The sequence below is a fragment of the Nocardia sp. NPDC019219 genome (assembly GCF_040632645.1).
GTDB classification, from domain to species: Bacteria; Actinomycetota; Actinomycetes; order Mycobacteriales; family Mycobacteriaceae; genus Nocardia; species Nocardia sputorum.
Window position 1 is genome coordinate 132,963 of record NZ_JBEYCG010000014.1, and the last position, 14,767, is coordinate 147,729.

The window sequence follows — 14,767 nt, forward strand, 5'->3', positions numbered from 1 at the left end:
ACCGGCTTGTCGCCCCCGGAAGGTTCGGTCCTACGCGTGGTTATCGCCGCCGATCGCTCGATCGTTGCCCCCCGATGAGGATTCGCTGCCGACCCGACACATCACGGGGCGGGCCGAGTCCGCTCGCGCACCCGGCCCGCCCCGGACGATCAGTTCTTGTCCGAAGCCGTCTTTTCCGAATCCGCCGGTTCCGAGTCGGTTCCGGAGGGCTCGACCGTAGGCCCGGCGGTCTCATTCTCTCGTTGTCCTTCTATCGCATGGGATTCGGCCTCCGGTGCACTCTCCGCCCCATCGGCAGCGGTCCCGGTCTCGGGTCCGGCTGCCTGCGAGGGCTTCTCGGCCGGGGCCGCCCCGGCGGCACGCAGCGCGCGGAACTGCCACGGCCACGGCCGCGGGCTCCCGCCGGGTCGCAACTGCTCGGGCGTCTCGCGGCCTTTCGTCGCGAACAGAAAGTAGGCGATCGCGCAGAGGAACACGACAGCGGAGGTGAACGAATTGATCCGGATGCCCGCGATCTTCGTCGCCTCGTCGGCGCGCATCAGCTCGATGAAGAACCGTCCGAAGCAGTAGCCGGCGACGTACAACGCGAACAGGCGCCCGTGGCCGATCCGGAAACGCTTGTCCACGTACACCAGCAGCACGACGACGAGCAGGTTCCACAGCAGCTCGTACAGGAACGTGGGGTGCACGACCTTCTCCACCACACCGGTGGAGACGCCGTTCATCATGTCGAGCCGGCCGTCGTCGCCCACCCGCCGGTAGATCTCCAGACCCCACGGCAGGTCGGTCTCGCGCCCGTACAGCTCCTGGTTGAAATAGTTGCCGATTCTGCCGATCGCTTGCGCCAGCAGGATCGGCGGCGCGACGGCGTCGCCCAGGGCGGGCAACGGGATCTTGTACACCCGGCAGCCGATCCACGCCCCGACGCCGCCGAGGAGAACCGCGCCCCAGATGCCGAGTCCGCCTTGGTAGATCTTCAGCGCGTCGACGGGATCGCCGTCCGCGCCGAAGTATTTCTGCCAGTCGGTGGCCACGTGATAGAGCCTGCCGCCGACCAGGCCGAACGGCACCGCGAACATCGCGACGTCCAGGATGGCGCCGGGCTGCCCGCCGCGGGCGCGCCAGCGCCGTTCGCCCCACCAGATCGCGACGATGATGCCGAGGATGATGCACAGCGCGTACGCCCGCAGCGGGAACGGCCCGAGCTGCCAGACGCCGCGCGCGGGGCTGGGGAGATAGGCCAGCACGGCGCCGCTGACGCCGCCGTCGGCCAGGACACTGTCTGCGAGGACTCGTAACGTCACGGGGCCACCGTAGCGGAGATGCCCGCCCGCCTCGCCACCACCGCACCGCCCTCGTCGTGGGCGGGCTCGCACACACGGCGCCGAGCGGCTGATCCGGGGTCACCGTGGCGACCGGACCGGCCGGTAACGGCGACTGCCGATTCGCGGCAGGCCCGTGCCGGTCACGGGACCGGCGCGAGCGGTTAGGACGCGACGGTCGCCGACCGCACGCCTTCGGCGAGTTCCGCCGTCAGCGCCCGTACCGCGTCCAGTCCCTGCCCCGCCGCGCTCACCAGCGCCGAACCGACGATGACGCCGTCGGCGTAGGACGCGATCTCGGCGGCCTGCGCCCCGGAGCGAACGCCGAGCCCGACGCCGATCGGGATGTCGGAATGCGCCCGGATTCGCGCGCACAAGGCGGGCGCGGCCGAGGACACCATGTCCCGCGCTCCGGTGACGCCCATGGTCGAGGCCGCGTAGACGAAGCCGCGGCTGGCCTCCAGCGTCTTCACCAGGCGCTCCTCGGTGGACGACGGCGCGACCAGGAAGATGCGATCCAGATTGTGCGTGGACGAGGCGACGAACCAGTCGTCGGCCTCCTCCGGAATCAAGTTCGGAGTGATGATGCCCGAGCCGCCCGCGGCGGCCAGGTCCCGCGCGAAGCGATCCACGCCGTACTTGAGCACGGGGTTCCAGTAGCTCATCACCACGGCCTGGCCCCCGGCGCCGGTGATCGCCTCGACGACCGAGAACACGTCGCGCACCCGCACGCCGCCGCGCAGCGCCTGTTCGGCGGCGGCCTGAATGGTGGGGCCGTCCATCACGGGATCGGAGTAGGCGACGCCGACCTCGATGATGTCGCATCCGGCGTCGACCATGGCGCGCACGACCTCGATCGAGCCGGCCAGATCGGGGTAACCCGCGGGCAGGTAGCCGATCAGCGCCGCGCGGCCCTCGGCGCGGCAGGCGGCGAAGGTGTTCGCCAAGCGGGACTGCTGGCTCACCGGCCCTGCTCCTTCGGCTCGTCGAACAGCCCGAACCACCGCGCTGCCGTGTCCATGTCCTTGTCACCCCGGCCCGAGAGGTTCACCAGGATGATCGCGCCCGGCCCGAGTTCCTTGCCCAATTGCAGCGCGCCCGCCACCGCGTGCGCCGACTCGATCGCCGGGATGATGCCCTCGCTGCGGCTCAGCAGCAGCAGCGCGTCCATCGCCTCGGTGTCGGTGATCGGCCGGTACTCGGCGCGGCCGACGTCCTTGAGATAGGCGTGCTCCGGGCCGACGCCCGGGTAGTCCAGGCCCGCCGAGATCGAGTGCGATTCGATGGTCTGGCCGTCCTCGTCCTGCAGCAGGTACGAGTAGGCGCCCTGGAACGCGCCCGGCGTCCCGCCGGTGAACGTGGCGGCGTGCCTGCCGGTGTCGACGCCGTCACCGGCCGCCTCGTAGCCGATCAGCCGGACGTCGGCGTCGTCGAGGAACGCGTGGAAGATGCCGATGGCGTTGGATCCGCCGCCGACGCACGCGACCACGGCGTCGGGCAGCCGGCCGGTGGCGGCCTGGACCTGGGCGCGGGCCTCCATGCCGATGATGCGCTGGAAATCCCGCACCAGCATCGGGAACGGGTGCGGGCCCGCCGCGGTGCCGAAGCAATAGTAGGTGTCGTCGGCGTTGGTCACCCAGTCGCGCAGCGCCTCGTTGATGGCGTCCTTGAGCGTCTGGGAACCGGAGGTCACCGAGATCACCTCGGCGCCGAGCAGGCGCATGCGCGCCACGTTCAGCGCCTGGCGCGCGGTGTCGACCGCGCCCATGTAGACGACGCAGTCCAGGCCGAGCAGCGCGCACGCGGTCGCCGTGGCGACGCCGTGCTGGCCCGCGCCGGTCTCCGCGATCACCCGGTTCTTGCCCATCCGCTTGGCCAGCAGCGCCTGGCCGAGCACATTGTTGATCTTGTGCGAGCCGGTGTGGTTCAGGTCCTCGCGCTTGAGCAGGATGCGGGCGCCGCCCGCGTGCTCGGCCAGGCGCGTGCACTCGAACACCGGCGACGGGCGCCCGGTGTAGTCGCGCTGCAACCGGTCGAGCTCGTTGAGGAACGACTCGTCGAGCCGGGACTTCTCGTACTCGGCGGTCACCTCCTCGATGACCGCCATCAGCGCCTCGGGGACGTGCCTGCCGCCGTAGACGCCGAAGTGCCCGCCCACGTCCGGCTCGTGGCCGCTGCGCTGGGCGACGCCGTCGCTGGCCTGGGGTACCGCTGTCACGCCGGTCACCGGCCCCGCCGCGCCGGCTTCGGGCAGGACGGGTGGGTGCCCGCGGTCACCAGCTCGGAGACCGCCGCGCGCGGGTCGCCACTGGTCACCAGTCCCTCGCCGACGAGCACGGCGTCCGCGCCCGCGCCCGCGTAGGCCAGCAGGTCGGCGGTGCCGCGGATGCCGGACTCGGCGATCCGGATGACCTCGGTGGGCAGGCCGGGCGCGATTCGCGCGAACACGTCGCGGTCGACCTCGAGCGTCTTGAGGTTGCGGGCGTTCACGCCGATCACCGACGCGCCCGCCTCCAGCGCGCGGTCGGCCTCCTCCTCGGTGTGCACCTCGACCAGCGCGGTCATGCCCAGCGACTCGGTGCGGTCGATCAGCGAGGACAGCACGTCCTGCTCCAGCGCCGCCACGATCAGCAGGATGACGTCCGCGCCGTGCGCGCGCGCCTCGTGGATCTGGTACGGGCCGACGACGAAGTCCTTGCGCAGGATCGGGATGTTCACCGTGGCGCGGACCGCGTCCAGGTCGTCCAGCGACCCGTTGAAGCGGCGGCCCTCGGTGAGCACGCTGATGATCCGCGCGCCACCGTCCTCGTAGGACTTGGCCAGGCTCGCCGGGTCCGGGATGTCCGCGAGTTCGCCCTTGGACGGGCTTGCTCGCTTGACCTCGGCGATCACGCCGATGCCGTCCTCGAGCAGCGCCGCGCGGGCGTCCAGCGGCGCCGGCGCCGCCGCGGCGGCCGCCTTGACCGCCTGGAAGTCGAGAAGGGCTTCCCGAGCGGCCACATCCGCGCGGACCCCGTCGAGAATCGAGTCGAGTACCGTCATCTGGCTCGAATCCTTTCTGGGGAGACGGACTTGCTACCTGAGAATCCCCCCAGGCGCTGTCTCACCGATGCTGACAAAGAATAAATGGACCTACCGGGCGCGTATGCGCCGGGGCTCGGGTTGAACCACGCGGAAGGGCTCCGCGCAAGGTGGCACCCGCCACACCCGCCGCGCGGGGACAGCTCAGCGGCCACGTCGGCCCGCCTCGCCGTGATCCGGGTCCGCCGGCGGTTCGTGCCCGGCCGCGGGTTCGTCGGTCGGGTCCGTGCCCGCGTCCAGGGCGTCCCACAGCACGCGCTCGGACAGCTGCGGAGCGGACGGGTCGTCCGCGCGCCGCTGCGTGACTTCCGCCGAGGCGGCGGCGCGCCGGAACACCGGGTTGTCGTACTTGCCGGACAGCCGCGCCGACTCGGCGGGCATGCGGGCCAGCAGCGCGCCCGCGCCGAACGCGGCGATCGCGCCGAGCAGCGCGAGCACGGCCGGGAACGCCGACGTGGTCGCCGTCTCGACCTGGGCGCGCGCCGGGAGTTCGGCAAGCGTCGCGGCACGTTCGGCCGTCTTGCCGGAATGGGTCAGCAGCGCGAAGGCGGGTACCGCGGCCACCGCCGCGACCAACGCGATGAGCACGCCGACCACGCGGCGCAACCAGCCCTTCGTGGCCAGCACCGCCGCGATCGACGCGAGCAGCACCAGCGCCAGCGGGGTGAGCGCGCCGAACCAGACACCGCCGTCGAGGTGATCGGTGCGGGGCTGGGTGAGCCCGTCCGAGGAGGTGATAGTCACCCAGGTCATCCGGGACGACGCCCACAGCGCGGCGGCTGCGACGGCGAGCAACACGACCGGCGCCACCGGGTAGTTGCGGCGCGGCTCGTTTCCGTCGCCCGCCTCCGCGTGCGTCGCGGAGTTCTCCGCCGCCGGCGCGTTCGCCTCCGGGACCGGTTCCCGCGCCCGGCCCGATTCGTCTTCGGGATGGGCAGCCGTCATAGTGCCCCGCCGTCCGCCGTACCCGGTTCCGCGCCGTAGGCGCGCACCGTTTCGGCTGCCGCCACCGCCTTCAGCACCGCCATCGCCTTGTTGCGCGATTCCACGTCCTCGTACTCCGGATCCGAGTCCGCGACGACGCCCGCGCCCGCCTGCACGTAGGCTGTGCCGTCCTTCAGCAGCGCGGTGCGGATGGCGATCGCGGTATCGGCGTCACCGGCGAAATCCAGGTACCCGACGACGCCGCCGTAGATGCCGCGCCGGGTCGGCTCGAGCTCCTCGATCAATTCCATCGCGCGCACCTTGGGCGCACCGGACAACGTGCCCGCCGGGAAGCAGGCGCGCACCGCGTCCAGCGCGATGCGGCCGGGCGCCAACCGGCCCGACACCGTCGACACCAGGTGCATGACATGGCTGTAGCGCTCGATATGCCGGTACTCGGTGACTCGCACGCTGCCCGGCTCGCACACCCGGCCCAGGTCGTTGCGGCCGAGGTCGACGAGCATGAGGTGCTCGGCGTTCTCCTTCTCGTCGGCGAGCAGGCCCTTCTCCAGCAGCAGGTCCTCCTCCTCGGTGCCGCCGCGCCAGCGGGTCCCCGCGATCGGATGGGTCGTCGCCACACCGTCTTTCACGGTGACCAGCGCTTCCGGGCTGGAGCCGACGATGGAGAACGCGGTGCCGCCCGCGCCGTCCGGGATGTGCAGCAGATACATGTACGGGCTCGGATTGGACGCGCGCAGCATCCGGTACAGGTCGATCGGCGCCCCGTCGTAGTCCATCTCGAAACGCTGCGACAGCACCACCTGGAACGCCTCGCCCGCCTCGATCTCCTTGACCAGGCGGCGCACGCCCGCGCCGAACTCCTCGGTGGTGCGCCGGCGCCGGTACCGCGGCTCGGGCCGGTCGAACACCGACACGGTGGAATCCGCGGGCGCGCCGAGCGCGGCGGTCATCCGGTCCAGCCGGGCCACCGCGTCGTCGTAGGCCTCGTCGACCCGCTCGGCGGTGCCGTTCCAGTTGACCGCGTTGGCGATCAGCGTGATCGCCCCTTCGTGATGGTCGAACGCGGCGAGGTCGGTGGCCAGCAGCAACACCATCTCCGGCAGGCGCAAGTCGTCGACCGCCAGGCTGGGCAACCGCTCCATCCGGCGCACCGCGTCGTAGCCGAGGTATCCGACCATGCCGCCGGTCAGCGGCGGCAGCCCGGGCAGGCGCTCGGTGCGCAGCAACTCCAGCGTCTCGTGCAGGGCCAGCAGCGGGTCACCGCCGGAGGGCGCGTCGGCCGGGACGCTGCCCAGCCAGGCCGCCTCGCCGTCCACGACGGTCAGCGCCGAGGGGCTCCCGGCGCCGATGAACGACCAGCGCGACCACGACCGGCCGTTCTCCGCGGACTCGAACAGGAACGTGCCCGCCCGGTCCGCCGCGAGTTTGCGGTAGGCCGACAGCGGAGTCTCGGAGTCCGCCAAGACCTTTCGGATCACCGGGACCACCCGGTGCTCCGCGGCCAGCTGATGGAACTGTTCGCGGGTCGTGGTGGTGGGAGTGGACGCGCCTGGCATGCACTCATCATCCCAGGCCGGGCAGGGCGGCCGGTGAGCGGTGCCGATGTCGCGACGCCGGAGGCGACAAACCCGACAAATCAGGTCGACCGTCCGGTTCCCACGCGGCCGCCGGAGGTGTGGCGCCGCTCACTACACTCGCGGCGTTCCACGTCGCATGCGGTATCCATCTCGAGAGGAGACAACTGATGTACCCCTCGCCATCGGTAGCGCCCGAGAGTCCTCGGCACGTCCCGAACCACAGCGTCCCGCACCGCCACGCTCCACGGACGGCGGGCACGAGCGATCCGGTCCGCCATCACGGCGCTCCCGGCAATGCGCTCGCCTCCTTCGTCACCTACGTCAAAGCACTGGAGTCCCTGGACAAAAACCGTTTCCCCGACGAGTACGCCGTCCACAGCGACCGCATCAAAGAGCTGAGGCCGTTCCTGCGCGCCCACGGCATCCTCGATGTGATGGCGATCAAGAATCCTGAGGTGGCGGCGCTCATCGGCGCGTAGCCGCCCGCGCACCCCGGCTCGTGCCCGCCCACCGACGCGGCGATCGCATCCCAGGCGGCGCATCGACGGGCACGAGCGACAGGTTCCCGCCTCGGGAACGCGACACCACGATTCGACCAAGCGCCCGGTAGTGTTCCCGGGTATGCAGCAAGGACAGCTCGCCCCCGATTTCGAGCTTCCCGATCAGTCCGGCACCCCCCGTTCGCTCGGCGCGCTGCTGGCGGACGGCCCACTGGTCCTCTTCTTCTATCCCGCGGCCAATACGCCCGTGTGCACGGCCGAGGCCTGCCACTTCCGTGACCTCGCCGCCGAATTCGCCGCCCTCGGCGCCACCTGCGTCGGCATCAGCACCGACAAGGTCGGCACCCAGGCCGGCTTCGCCGAGAAGCAGCGCCTCGGCTATCCCTTGCTGTCCGACGCCGACGGCGCGGTCGCCGCGCAGTTCGGGGTGAAGCGCGGACTGCTGGGCAAACTCGCGCCGGTGAAGCGGCAAACGTTCGTCATCGATACCGACCGCACCATCCGCAAGATCATCACCGGCGAGTTGCGCGCCGCCGTGCATGCGGACGAAGCCCTGAACTACCTGCGTAGCCGGTAGCCCGCGCGCCGCAGCCGGTTTCCGCCGACGGGGCGGCCTAGGCTGGAACCATGACTCCGACCGACGTTCAGCCGGGCGAGCGCAAACCAGCGGCAGCCGTCTGGCGCACACGGATAATCGGCGGCGCCGTCCTCGTCGCGGTCCTGGTCGTCTGCTACGTCATCCTGTCCGCGTTCATCCCGCGCTGGTGGGCGCAGCGGGTCGGGTCGATGGTGCACGGAAGCTTCGCCAAGGGCATCGGCTGGGGTCTGTTCTTCGGCGGATTCTGCACCGTCGTCACACTTTTCCTGCTCCTGTTCGCCGTGCTGGTGTGGCGGCGAAAGGCGGGCAAGTTCCTGGCCGGGGCGGCCGCGATCGTCGCGATCCTGTTCGCGATCCCCAACTTGATGACGCTGACCATCGTGCTCGGCAACAGCAGCGCCGCCCACGCGGGCGAGCGGATCCTCGATGTCGACGCGCCCGCGTTCCGGGGCGCCGCGCTCACCGGCGCCGTGATCGCGACGGCGCTGTTCCTCCTCGCCGTCGCGCTGTTGCTTCTGCGCAGGTGGCGGCGCACACACCCGGCTACTCCGAAGACCGAGGACACGCCGGCGCGGGACGTGTGAGTGAAAACACGCCACGCAGCATCTTTATGACGGTCGAGCGAAGTCGTGGCAAACTCGATGTCGCGGGTGACTGTGCACAGGCTTTTCGACAATCACTAGGACAACGAACAAGACCACGTCACTTGGCTTGAAAGAAGGCACACAGTGACGAAGTGGCTCGACCCGGTCGAACAACGCGCGTGGCGGGCGATCGTGGCGTTGATGACGCGGCTGCCGGGCGCTCTGGATACCCAGCTGCAGCGCGAGTCCGGCGTGACGCATTTCGAGTACTGGGTACTGACCCTGTTGTCGGAGGAACCGGGCCACCGACTGCAGATGAGTGAGCTCGCCCACAAGGCAAATGCATCGTTATCGCGGCTGTCGCACGTGGTCTCCAAGCTGGAGCGCATGGGGTGGGCGCAGCGCTCCGCCACGGCGGGGCGGCGCGGCGTGCACGCCGTGCTCACCGACGAGGGCTACCTGAAGGTCGTCGAAGCCGCCCCCGGATATTTGGAGGCGGTGCGTCACTTGGTCTTCGACGGCTTGGACGATGCGCAGAAAGCCCAGGTCGCCGACCTCGGCGAGCTGCTGGCCGAGCGGCTCGCCGACACGCTCGACCAACGCGGCGGACTCGCCCCGGCCAGTCGGGACGACCGCCCGAACGGCGGCTAGCCTGCCGCCGGTTCAGGAGCCCGCGGCCAGGAGCACGTCCGAATCGAAGCAGGTGTGCGTGCCGGTGTGGCAGGCCGCGCCTTCTTGATCGACCACCAGCAGGATCGTGTCGCCGTCGCAGTCGAGCCGCACTTCGTGCACGTACTGGGTGTGGCCGGAGGTCTCCCCCTTGACCCAGTACTGCTGCCTGGAGCGCGAATAGTACGTCGCCTTGCGGGTTTCCAGCGTGCGCGCCAGCGCCTCGTCGTCCATCCACGCGACCATCAGCACGTCACCGGTGGCGCGTTCCTGCGCGACGGCCGACACCAGCCCGGCGTCGTTGCGCTTGAGACGGGCGGAGATTGCGGGATCGAGACTCATAGCACCGTTATAACAGGGCCGTCCGCGGCCGACGTGCGCGGTCAGCCCACGCGGGAACGCTGGAGTTCACCCAGCACCGCCCAGGTGCGCCGCTGGTCGTCCGGGGTGGTCAGATCGGTCTGCGCGAACACCACCTCCGTCGCGCCCGCCGCGAAGTACTCCGCGACGCGGGCCGCGATCAGTTCCTCGTCACCGACCACCACCAGCTCCGCCGCCCGGGACGCGCCGGACAGCTCGATCACCCGGGCATAGGACGGGATGTCGTCGTAGAACGCCGTCTGGGCCGCGGCGGCCGCACGGGCGGCGTCGACGTCGGCGGTGACCACGCCGGGGACCAGGACGGTGATCCGCGGCGCGGGGCGACCGGCCCGCTCGGCCGCCGCGGTGACGGGTGCGACGATGTGCTCCTCCAGCGCCTTGGGGCCGACCAGGTAGGGCAGGGTGCCGTCGGCCAGCTCACCGGTGACGCGCAGGGCCTGCGGGCCCATGGCAGCCACCAGGATCGGCGCGGGCGGACGCGCCCCGGCCACTGCGGCGGGCAACGGCGCCGCGGCGGTGAGCGTCTCGCCGTGGAAATCCACCGTGCCGGTGTGCAGCACGGTGCGCAACGCGGTGAGGAACTCGCGCAGCCGGGTGATGGGCCGGTCGAAGGATCCACCGAACACCGGTTCGGCGAGGAATCTCGCGCCGAGGCCGAGCCCGAGGGTGAACCGGCCTCCGGTGGCCGCCTGCGCGGTCTGCGCCTGACTGGCGATCAGCAGCGGATGACGGGCGGTGATCGGCACCGCGGAGGTGCCGACCGTCAGTCCGGGCACGGCACGGCCGACGATCCCCGCCAGCGCGATGGCGTCGTAGCTCAGCCGCTGACCCAACCACACCGACGAGACTCCGGCGGCGGCCGCCGCCGCACCCAGCGCCACCGCCGTGTCCACGGCGTTGCCGGTGGCGTCGATGGCGGACGGCGGCAGAACGATTCCGATGGTCATGCCCGATGCAACCGCACGGGGACCACCCGCCTTCCGGCGCGGCGGATTTCCGCCGATCGCTACCGGATGACGATCTTCTCCGCCCGCATCGACTCCTTGACTCGGCCGATGGTGAGGTCGCCGAAGTGGAAGACGCTGGCCGCGAGCACCGCGTCGGCGCCCGCGTGCACGGCCGGGGCGAAGTGCTCGACCGCGCCCGCGCCCCCGCTGGCGATCACCGGCACCGTGACCGCCGCCCGCACCGCGCGAATCATCGGCAGGTCGAAACCCGCCTTGGTGCCGTCGGCGTCCATCGAATTGAGCAGGATCTCGCCCACTCCGAGCTCGGCCCCGCGCACCGCCCACTCCACGGCGTCGATGCCGGTGCCGCGTTTACCGCCGTGCGTGGTCACCTCCCAGCCGGAAGGCGTGTCCGGCTGCCCTTCCGGCACGGTGCGCGCGTCCACCGACAGCACGATGCACTGCGAGCCGAATCGCTCGGACATCTCGCGCAGCACCTCGGGCCGCGCGATCGCCGCGGTGTTCACCGAGACCTTGTCCGCGCCCGCGCGCAGCAGGCGGTCCACGTCCTCGACCGTGCGCACCCCGCCACCGACGGTGAGCGGGATGAAGATCTGCTCGGCGGTGCGGGTCACCACGTCGATCATGGTGCCGCGGTCGCCGGTGGAGGCGGTCACGTCGAGGAAGGTCAGCTCGTCGGCGCCCTGCGCGTCGTAGAGGGCGGCCAGTTCGACCGGATCGCCCGCGTCGCGCAGATTCTCGAAGTTGACGCCCTTGACCACGCGTCCCGCGTCGACGTCCAGACACGGGATCACCCGTACGGCCAACGTCATTGCCTCACCCTTTCTCCGCGGCCGCCGGGTCGGCCACCGTGCAGATCATGTCGAGCAGTTCCTCGTGCACGCCGGGCGCGGCCGCGAGCACGGAGCCGGAGGTGATGGTCCACGGCCGGCCCACCAGGTCGGTGACCACCCCGCCCGCCGCCCGCACCAGGGCGACGCCCGCCGCGTTGTCCCAGGGATGGTGCCCGAACACGATCGCGCCGCCGAGCACGCCGGAGGCGGTGAACGCCAGATCGATGCCGGTCGAGCCGTGCATGCGCACCCGGGAGGACAGCCTGCTCAGCGGGCCGAGCAGGTCGAAGCGGAACTGTCCGGGGATGCGGCCGTGCGAGTCCACGTTGAACGCGCCGAAACCGATCATGGCCTCGGCGAGCCTGCCGCGCGGCAACGGCGGCAGCGGCCGCCCGTCCAGCAGCACCGGACCGCCCGCCATGGCGGCGTAGCGGCGGCCGAGCAGCGGCAGCCAGGTCAGTCCCAGCACCGGTTCCCCGTCGCGGACCAAAGCGAGCAGCATGCCCGACAGCGGATGACCGGAGGAGTAGTTGAACGTGCCGTCGATCGGGTCCAGCACCCAGGCGGTGCCGGAGGTGAGCTGCGGTCCGCCGAATTCCTCGCCGTGCACCTCGATGCCGGTGCGCCGCAGCAACTCGGCGGACACGGTGCGCTCCAGCTCCAGGTCGAGTTCCGTGGCGAAATCGTTGCGGCCCTTCTCGACCGCGCTCGGCGCGCCGATGCCCTCGGCGAACCGCGAGCGCACCGAGTCCAGGACCTCGCTCGCCTCGGCGAGCAGTCGTGACAGCTCCTGGGTCATCTCACCGCGGCCAGCGCCTCGGGCAGGGTGAACCGGCCCGCGTAGAGCGCCTTGCCGACGATCGACCCTTCGACGCCGTCCGGCACCAGTTCGGCGATCGCGACCAGGTCCGCGATGGTGGAGACGCCGCCGGAGGCGATGACCGGGGCGTCGGTGGCCGCGCACACCTCGCGCAGCAGGTCCAGGTTCGGGCCGGTGAGCGTGCCGTCCTTGGTCACGTCGGTTACCACGTAGCGCGAGCAGCCGTCCCGTTCCAGGCGCTCGAGCACCTCCCACAGGTCGCCGCCGTCGCTGACCCAGCCGCGGCCGCGCAGCCGGTGCTCGCCGTCGACGATGCGCACGTCCAGGCCGACGGCGATGCGCTCGCCGTGCCGGGCGATGGCCTTCGCGCACCAGACCGGGTCCTCCAGCGCGGCGGTGCCGAGGTTGACCCGGGCGCAGCCGGTCGCCAGGGCGGCCTCGAGGCTCTCGTCGTCGCGGATGCCGCCGGACAGTTCCACTTTGACGTCGAGTTCGCCGACGACGCCCGCGAGCAGTTCCCGGTTCGAGCCGCGCCCGAAGGCCGCGTCCAGATCGACCAGGTGCACCCATTCCGCGCCGGCTTCCTGCCACGCCAGGGCCGCCTCACGCGGCGAGCCGTAGCTGGTCTCGCTCCCGGCTTCTCCTTGCACGAGGCGCACGGCCTCTCCGTTGGCGACATCGACGGCGGGTAGCAGCACAAGACTCACGAGAGCAGCCTAGTGGTTACCCGGCCGCGTCCGGGCGCTGGGCCTGCGCGGATGCGACCTCGATCACCGCGGCGAACCGGCCGCGTGGGCGTCCAGGATGCGGGTGAGCAGCGTGACCAGGGTGTGCCGATCCCGTTCGGAGAAGCCGGGGAGCAGTTCGTCCTGGGCGGCCGTCAGGCGCTCATCGAGGTCGTCCAGGTGGCGGGCGCCTGCCGCGGTGAGGGTGACGATGTTGCGGCGGCGATCGGCGGGATCGGGGCTGCGCTCGACGAACCCCCGCTCGGCCAGGTCGTTCACCGCGGCGACGATGTCGCTGCGGTCGATGCGGGTGCGCCTGCCCAGCTCGGCCTGACTGGCCGGACCGAATTCCGCGAGCGTGGCCAGCAGCGCGTAATGGTGACGACGGGACCCGGTGGGCTCCAGCGCCCGTTCGGTGGCCCGGTTCGCCACGAGAGCGACCTGATTGACCAGCCTGGTCGGCAGGGCCCGGAGCCGTTCGGCGGCGCCCGCGTGCGGGATGTCCATGCGGTCACAGTACCAAAACTTGTTGGCGCTACCCACAATCTGTTACATTGGCCTTACCAACGTTGGACTCGCCAACGTTTTACCGAAAGGTATGTCGATGCGCACGCTCCGCCTCGTTCTCCCCCTGCTGACCCTGCCGCTGGCCGCGCTCACCGCCGCCTGCGCCGCGACCACCGCGACCCCGGCCGCCGACGTTCGCGAGCTGCTGGACCGCAGGCAGATCACCGACTTGGTCGACCGTCTCGGGCGCGCCTTGGACGAGGGCCGTTTCGACGACCTGCGGACGATCTACACCCCCGACGCGACCGCGAAGACGCCCGGCGGCACGGCGGAGGGCCGCGCGGCGCTGATCGCGCAGGCGAGCCGGAACCACGGCGCCGACCTGCGCATTCAGCACGTCATCGGCAACGTGCTGATCGACCTGCGCGGCGATGCGGCCGACGTCCGGGCCAACCTGATCGCCACCTTCGCATCCGCCTCCACCGACGGGACGATTCCACAACCGCGGTACACCCTCGGCGAGGTGTATCGCTTCGACGCGGTCCGGACCGCGGAAGGCTGGCGCCTGTCCCGGGTGGAGACGACCCCGATCTGGTCCACCGGCACGCGTCCGTGATCAGCGCGTGGCGAGCACGCGGGCGCGGTAGCAGGCCAGCGCGGCGAGCGTGTGCGCATGGCGGTCGTCGAACAGGATTCGGGTGACGCGGGCGGTATCGTCTCCGCTCGGCGATCACCCCCGGTCGCCGCTTCCCTTCGCACCGAGGAAGTGCATGTCACGATCCACACTGGCTGCCGCCCTGTCGCTTTCGGCAGCCGCCTGCTCCGCGGCGTTCGTCGCCGCACCCGCCGCCACCGCCGCGCCGCCGGAGGAGGCACGCCTGGCGGGCTGCGAATTCGGTTACGCCGCGGCGACTTACGACTACGCGCGGTTCGGCGAGCACGCCCGCCGGATGCTCGACCTCAGCACCGGAGAGTTCCGGGCGGAGTTCGAGAGCTTCCGCGCCAACATCCAGTCGAGCGCGGAGGCCGCGCACATCCGCGCCGAGGCCAACTCGGCCGACTGCCGCATCGTCTCCGGCGACGACCGCCGGGCCGAGGTGGACGTCGACGTGGTGCGGACGGTGACCAGCGACGAAACCGACGGTCTTCCGCAGACCAGCCGCATGGCGATGACCGTGACCGTGGACAACGTCGACGGACGCTGGCTGGTCAGCAAGGTCCGTAAGCACTGACCGGGCGGGCGGTCCCGCGCCCGAT

18 protein-coding genes are annotated in these 14,767 nt (G+C 71.1%); 6 read left to right on the top strand and 12 right to left on the bottom strand.

The window, feature by feature from the left end:
* Nucleotides 1–149: 149 nt before the first annotated feature.
* From lgt to ABZ552_RS24615, 6 genes are all read right to left on the bottom strand, one after another.
* Nucleotides 150–1,304, bottom strand: a complete 1,155-nt coding sequence (lgt, locus tag ABZ552_RS24590) for a prolipoprotein diacylglyceryl transferase (RefSeq protein ID WP_357439960.1) — start codon at nt 1,302–1,304, stop codon at nt 150–152.
* A 182-nt stretch (nt 1,305–1,486) separates the two neighbouring features.
* A complete protein-coding gene (gene trpA / locus ABZ552_RS24595; protein ID WP_281874456.1) occupies nt 1,487–2,287 on the bottom strand; it encodes a tryptophan synthase subunit alpha in 801 nt (266 codons plus the stop codon).
* Nucleotides 2,284–3,549: a tryptophan synthase subunit beta gene (gene trpB, locus ABZ552_RS24600; protein WP_281874458.1), complete on the bottom strand. Its 1,266-nt coding sequence runs from the start codon at nt 3,547–3,549 to the stop codon at nt 2,284–2,286. The genes trpA and trpB overlap by 4 nt, the downstream gene beginning before the upstream one ends.
* Nucleotides 3,546–4,364 carry an indole-3-glycerol phosphate synthase TrpC gene (gene trpC / locus ABZ552_RS24605; RefSeq protein ID WP_062970871.1) on the bottom strand — a complete coding sequence of 273 codons (819 nt, stop codon included), beginning with the start codon at nt 4,362–4,364 and terminating at the stop codon, nt 3,546–3,548. The genes trpB and trpC overlap by 4 nt, the downstream gene beginning before the upstream one ends.
* 183 nt (nt 4,365–4,547) lie before the next feature.
* A complete protein-coding gene (locus tag ABZ552_RS24610; RefSeq protein WP_357439964.1) occupies nt 4,548–5,348 on the bottom strand; it encodes a TIGR02234 family membrane protein in 801 nt (266 codons plus the stop codon).
* The gene (locus ABZ552_RS24615) at nt 5,345–6,904 is read right to left on the bottom strand and encodes an anthranilate synthase component I (protein WP_281917123.1); all 1,560 of its coding nucleotides are present in this window, start codon (nt 6,902–6,904) and stop codon (nt 5,345–5,347) included. The genes ABZ552_RS24610 and ABZ552_RS24615 overlap by 4 nt, the downstream gene beginning before the upstream one ends.
* Nucleotides 6,905–7,092: 188 nt before the next feature.
* Between ABZ552_RS24615 and ABZ552_RS24620 the strand changes: the two genes are divergently transcribed.
* From ABZ552_RS24620 to ABZ552_RS24635, 4 genes are all read left to right on the top strand, one after another.
* Nucleotides 7,093–7,404 (top strand): hypothetical protein, encoded by a 312-nt coding sequence (locus tag ABZ552_RS24620; RefSeq protein ID WP_357439967.1) that lies wholly within the window; start codon nt 7,093–7,095, stop codon nt 7,402–7,404.
* Nucleotides 7,405–7,546: 142 nt separating this feature from the next.
* A complete protein-coding gene (locus ABZ552_RS24625; RefSeq protein WP_281874465.1) occupies nt 7,547–8,002 on the top strand; it encodes a peroxiredoxin in 456 nt (151 codons plus the stop codon).
* 50 nt (nt 8,003–8,052) lie between these two features.
* Nucleotides 8,053–8,607, top strand: a complete 555-nt coding sequence (locus ABZ552_RS24630) for a permease (protein ID WP_357439970.1) — start codon at nt 8,053–8,055, stop codon at nt 8,605–8,607.
* A 201-nt stretch (nt 8,608–8,808) separates the two neighbouring features.
* A complete protein-coding gene (locus tag ABZ552_RS24635; RefSeq protein WP_281919483.1) occupies nt 8,809–9,258 on the top strand; it encodes a MarR family transcriptional regulator in 450 nt (149 codons plus the stop codon).
* Between the two features lie 12 nt (nt 9,259–9,270).
* Here the strand turns inward: ABZ552_RS24635 and hisI are convergent, their stop codons facing one another.
* The 6 genes from hisI to ABZ552_RS24665 all read right to left on the bottom strand — a co-directional run bounded on the left by hisI (nt 9,271) and on the right by ABZ552_RS24665 (nt 13,510).
* A complete protein-coding gene (gene hisI / locus ABZ552_RS24640; RefSeq protein ID WP_281874469.1) occupies nt 9,271–9,618 on the bottom strand; it encodes a phosphoribosyl-AMP cyclohydrolase in 348 nt (115 codons plus the stop codon).
* Nucleotides 9,619–9,659: 41 nt separating this feature from the next.
* On the bottom strand, nt 9,660–10,604 hold the full coding sequence (locus tag ABZ552_RS24645; RefSeq protein WP_357439973.1) for a TIGR03564 family F420-dependent LLM class oxidoreductase: 945 nt from the start codon (nt 10,602–10,604) through the stop codon (nt 9,660–9,662).
* 59 nt (nt 10,605–10,663) lie between these two features.
* The gene (hisF, locus tag ABZ552_RS24650; protein WP_281874471.1) at nt 10,664–11,437 is read right to left on the bottom strand and encodes an imidazole glycerol phosphate synthase subunit HisF; all 774 of its coding nucleotides are present in this window, start codon (nt 11,435–11,437) and stop codon (nt 10,664–10,666) included.
* A gap of 4 nt (nt 11,438–11,441) precedes the next feature.
* Nucleotides 11,442–12,257 (bottom strand): inositol monophosphatase, encoded by an 816-nt coding sequence (locus tag ABZ552_RS24655; protein WP_281874473.1) that lies wholly within the window; start codon nt 12,255–12,257, stop codon nt 11,442–11,444.
* Nucleotides 12,254–12,985, bottom strand: coding sequence for a bifunctional 1-(5-phosphoribosyl)-5-((5-phosphoribosylamino)methylideneamino)imidazole-4-carboxamide isomerase/phosphoribosylanthranilate isomerase PriA (priA, locus tag ABZ552_RS24660; protein ID WP_063022395.1), 732 nt, complete (start codon nt 12,983–12,985; stop codon nt 12,254–12,256). The genes ABZ552_RS24655 and priA overlap by 4 nt, the downstream gene beginning before the upstream one ends.
* A 63-nt stretch (nt 12,986–13,048) precedes the next feature.
* Complete coding sequence (locus tag ABZ552_RS24665; RefSeq protein WP_357439978.1) at nt 13,049–13,510, bottom strand: MarR family transcriptional regulator; 462 nt, start codon at nt 13,508–13,510, stop codon at nt 13,049–13,051.
* 97 nt (nt 13,511–13,607) lie between these two features.
* Between ABZ552_RS24665 and ABZ552_RS24670 the strand changes: the two genes are divergently transcribed.
* Nucleotides 13,608–14,126, top strand: a complete 519-nt coding sequence (locus ABZ552_RS24670) for a nuclear transport factor 2 family protein (RefSeq protein ID WP_357439981.1) — start codon at nt 13,608–13,610, stop codon at nt 14,124–14,126.
* 154 nt (nt 14,127–14,280) lie between these two features.
* Entirely contained in the window at nt 14,281–14,742 is a 462-nt protein-coding gene (locus ABZ552_RS24675) for a hypothetical protein (RefSeq protein ID WP_357439986.1), read from the top strand.
* The last annotated feature ends 25 nt before the right edge of the window (nt 14,743–14,767 follow it).

Coding starts and splice junctions, on each gene's coding strand:
- trpC (WP_062970871.1), bottom strand. CDS start 4,364: ATGACGGTACTCGACTCGATTCTCGACGGGGTCCGCGCGGATGTGGCC.
- ABZ552_RS24610 (WP_357439964.1), bottom strand. CDS start 5,348: ATGACGGCTGCCCATCCCGAAGACGAATCGGGCCGGGCGCGGGAACCG.
- ABZ552_RS24615 (WP_281917123.1), bottom strand. CDS start 6,904: ATGCCAGGCGCGTCCACTCCCACCACCACGACCCGCGAACAGTTCCAT.
- ABZ552_RS24620 (WP_357439967.1), top strand. CDS start 7,093: ATGTACCCCTCGCCATCGGTAGCGCCCGAGAGTCCTCGGCACGTCCCG.
- ABZ552_RS24625 (WP_281874465.1), top strand. CDS start 7,547: ATGCAGCAAGGACAGCTCGCCCCCGATTTCGAGCTTCCCGATCAGTCC.
- ABZ552_RS24630 (WP_357439970.1), top strand. CDS start 8,053: ATGACTCCGACCGACGTTCAGCCGGGCGAGCGCAAACCAGCGGCAGCC.
- ABZ552_RS24635 (WP_281919483.1), top strand. CDS start 8,809: ATGACGCGGCTGCCGGGCGCTCTGGATACCCAGCTGCAGCGCGAGTCC.
- hisI (WP_281874469.1), bottom strand. CDS start 9,618: ATGAGTCTCGATCCCGCAATCTCCGCCCGTCTCAAGCGCAACGACGCC.
- ABZ552_RS24645 (WP_357439973.1), bottom strand. CDS start 10,604: ATGACCATCGGAATCGTTCTGCCGCCGTCCGCCATCGACGCCACCGGC.
- hisF (WP_281874471.1), bottom strand. CDS start 11,437: ATGACGTTGGCCGTACGGGTGATCCCGTGTCTGGACGTCGACGCGGGA.
- ABZ552_RS24655 (WP_281874473.1), bottom strand. CDS start 12,257: ATGACCCAGGAGCTGTCACGACTGCTCGCCGAGGCGAGCGAGGTCCTG.
- ABZ552_RS24665 (WP_357439978.1), bottom strand. CDS start 13,510: ATGGACATCCCGCACGCGGGCGCCGCCGAACGGCTCCGGGCCCTGCCG.
- ABZ552_RS24670 (WP_357439981.1), top strand. CDS start 13,608: ATGCGCACGCTCCGCCTCGTTCTCCCCCTGCTGACCCTGCCGCTGGCC.
- ABZ552_RS24675 (WP_357439986.1), top strand. CDS start 14,281: ATGTCACGATCCACACTGGCTGCCGCCCTGTCGCTTTCGGCAGCCGCC.